The 3,491-nt window shown below is 43.8% G+C and carries 3 protein-coding genes; 2 read left to right on the top strand and 1 reads right to left on the bottom strand.

Going from position 1 to position 3,491, the window contains the following annotated elements; genetic code table 11:
- The coding region (locus tag PLA23_RS11645) for a PEGA domain-containing protein (RefSeq protein WP_324331760.1) at positions 1 to 570 on the top strand (570 nt) is incomplete at its 5' end.
- A gap of 53 nt (positions 571 to 623) precedes the next feature.
- Here PLA23_RS11645 and PLA23_RS11640 read toward each other — a convergent pair.
- Positions 624 to 1,262, bottom strand: coding sequence for a response regulator (locus PLA23_RS11640; RefSeq protein WP_324475286.1), 639 nt, complete (start codon positions 1,260 to 1,262; stop codon positions 624 to 626).
- A gap of 172 nt (positions 1,263 to 1,434) precedes the next feature.
- Between PLA23_RS11640 and PLA23_RS11635 the strand changes: the two genes are divergently transcribed.
- The coding region (locus PLA23_RS11635; protein WP_324475285.1) for an ATP-dependent Clp protease ATP-binding subunit at positions 1,435 to 3,491 on the top strand (2,057 nt) is incomplete at its 3' end.

Raw genomic sequence — 3,491 nt, 5'->3', positions numbered from 1 at the left:
CCTGAAAATATTGAAGTATATATAAATGGAGAACCACAGGGATTGACTCCCTTACTCATTACCGGAGTTGAACCCGGAAAATATCTGATAACCTTTGAGCATGAAGAAGGCTATGAAGACCAGGTAGTTGAGATTCCAGAAAGTGGCGGTGAAGTAAAACCCCAGAAAACTGAGCCCGTCTACAAAATAGCAGTACTTGCTGGTGAGAAGGAACCATGTAAAGATTGTTGCACAATACAAGAAGTACATGCCAAAACTTCGACCAGGGATTATTCAGAGGTATTTAAAATCAGTACGGTTGCTATGAAAACCGATGAGTCTGGCAGTATACCCTACACATTGTATTGGAATGGGAAACCATGGTATAAGGGTACTCTCAAACCGGATGAGGATGAAAAAGCAGAAGGCTGTGAAAATTGTGTCGTTATGGAAGATTATATCCGAGAAGTAACGCCACCTGGAACCTTCGAATTGAAGTTGGATGATGGCCGGTTGTGTACTTCTTCAGATAATAAAGGGAGATTGACCTTCTACGGAATTGAAGGCATTCCTATCCCATCACAATCTTAAATTGGTATGAATTCAAAAAAAAGGGATAATGCTCTGATAGAAAAACCAGATCTCTAAATAGAAAACACCGGATATTGAATTCTTATATTATCTCTCTCTTTTCTTTTTTCCTCTAATATCTCTCTGACCTGAGCCATCCGGTGTTCCATGCGTTCCTCTTCTGATAGGAACTCATCAGGAAGACCGGATACATATACATTCTCTAACATCTGGTTTATTGCCCTTATCTGCCTATTTGTTCGAATCCATGCAGTACAAATCTCCTGGGGAACTCCCTGCAGTCGTGCAGCATTCGCATTTGAGATAAGGGGATCATACCAGTCAAAGAATTGATGTATGGCCTCACAGAATTCAGAATCAACGAACGGCTTTTCAAGAAAGCCTGCGACATATTCACCGTACCTGATGACCTCCTCGATATTGAGTTTTTTCGCTGATGCCATGATGACCGGTGTTTCTCTGCCATTTGAAAAAGTCCGAAGATGACTTAGAGTGTCCCATCCATCAAAGGGATCCATCATGATATCAAGGATGAGCAGATCAAAAGATTCTTTTTTCAATCTCATAATACCCGTTGCAGGATCTTCCTCTGGAAAACAGTGATATCCGCAGGAGGTCAGAGCCCTGGCTATTGCCTCTCGAAATACCGCTTCATCATCGATAATAAGTATTTTCTTTGGGTTTTTTCCCATATGAATTTCCTTTCTGTACCCTTATGGAGAGTGAGAATAATTAATATTGTGATTATATTGCAGATGATGATCAAGGCGTTCATCAATGTATCTCATATTTGTAATAGTGATAGGAAAGAACATGAGTTAAATATATATAGAATTACAAATCAATAACAAAGAGATCACGATTATGAACTTTAATAATTTCACTCTCAAATCGCAGGAAGCTATTCAAAAAGCAATGGATATTGCCTTAGGGAAACAGAACCAGGCAATTGAAACTGCCCATATCATGAAAGGGATGCTCATCGTTGATGAAAATGTCATTCCATATCTGCTCAAAAAACTCAATGTCAATCTAGACAGGTTCCATCAGCTCCTTGATCGGAACATTGACGCATTACCAAAGATTACCGGTGGAGAGCCATATCTCTCTCATGATACAACAAAAGCCCTGCAAAAAGCAAATAGATATGCACAGGAGTTTAAGGATGACTTTGTTTCCATCGAGCATCTCCTGTTAGGCATACTCTCAGGCAATGATGCAACATCCCGTCTGCTTAAAGATAACGGGGTAACAGAAAAAGATCTCAAGGCTGCGATTCGGATACTGCGAAAAGGATCCACGGTCACCAGTCAGACTGCCGAAGAGACGTATAATGCATTACATCAGTTTGCACGAAACCTGAATGAGCTTGCGTTTTCAGGAAAACTGGATCCGGTTATCGGGCGTGATGATGAGATCAGGCGGGTGCTGCAGATTTTGTCCAGAAGAACGAAGAATAATCCGATTCTGATTGGTGAGCCTGGCGTTGGAAAGACTGCCATTGCAGAGGGTCTGGCACACCGGATTATTGACGGCGATGTCCCTGATAACCTGAAAACAAAACAGATCTATTCCCTCGACATGGGAGCTCTCATAGCCGGAGCAAAATACAAGGGAGAATTCGAAGAACGACTTAAGAGTGTGATTAAGGAGGTTGTCTCCTCTGACGGTGAGATTATTCTCTTCATTGATGAGATTCATACCCTGGTTGGCGCCGGTGCAAGTGAAGGGGCGATGGATGCTGCAAACATCTTAAAACCAGCCCTGTCCCGCGGAGAACTGCATGTAATTGGAGCAACAACTCTGAAAGAGTATCAAAAATACTTCGAGAAGGATAAAGCCCTTGAGCGCCGGTTCCAGCCGGTGATGGTCAACGAACCTGATACGCTTGACGCTATATCCATACTTCGGGGGATCAAAGAAAAATATGAGACACATCATCATGTCAGAATAAAGGATGAGGCCATTATTGCTGCTGTTGAGCTCTCACAACGGTATATCTCTGACCGCTTCCTGCCTGACAAGGCCATAGATCTTATTGATGAAGCCGCTTCAAAGCTCCGGCTTGAGATTAACTCGGTCCCTGAAGAACTTGAAATTATCGAGCGGAAGATTCGGCAACTGGAGATTGAGCGGGAAGCGATTAAGCGTGAAAAAGATCAGGTGAAGTTGGACGCCTTAAATACCGAGATAGGAAACCTGACCGAGGAGCGGAACCGTCTGAAGGCAAAATGGCAGTCTGAAAAGGATCTCGTCGAACAGATTCAGCAACGGAAGAATGAGATAGAGGATCTAAAGTTCGAAGCGGAAACTGCCAACCGGGCTGGAGATCTTGGAAAGGTCGCAGAGATCAGATACGGAAGAATTCCTGAAAAAGAGAAGATCATCGAGGGACTCAAAGCACAACTGACCGATCTGCAGAAAGATTCTGCCATGGTCAATGAAGAGGTGGATGCAGAGGAGATCGCTGAAGTTGTATCCAGGTGGACAGGTATTCCGGTCAGCAGGATGCTGCAGAGTGAGAAACAAAAACTTCTCACGCTGGAGTCTGAACTTCACAAGCGTGTCGTAGGTCAGGATGAGGCAATTCGTGCAGTATCTGACGCAATCCGCCGGAGTCGTGCAGGCCTTTCTGATTCAAAGCGACCAATCGGTTCATTCATCTTCCTCGGAACAACCGGGGTAGGGAAGACAGAACTGGCCAAGGCTCTTGCTGAGTTTCTTTTTAATAATGAGAACAGTATGGTCAGGATCGATATGTCCGAGTATCAGGAACGGCATACGGTATCACGACTGGTTGGTGCTCCACCAGGATATGTCGGCTATGAAGAGTCTGGTCAGCTGACTGAAGCGGTCAGGAGAAAACCATACTCGGTTGTATTACTTGATGAGATTGAAAAAGCCCATCCGGATGTCTTTAA

Source organism: Methanospirillum sp. (assembly GCF_035406105.1).
Taxonomy (GTDB): Archaea; Halobacteriota; Methanomicrobia; order Methanomicrobiales; family Methanospirillaceae; genus Methanospirillum.
This window is presented reverse-complemented; position numbering and strand designations above follow the sequence as displayed.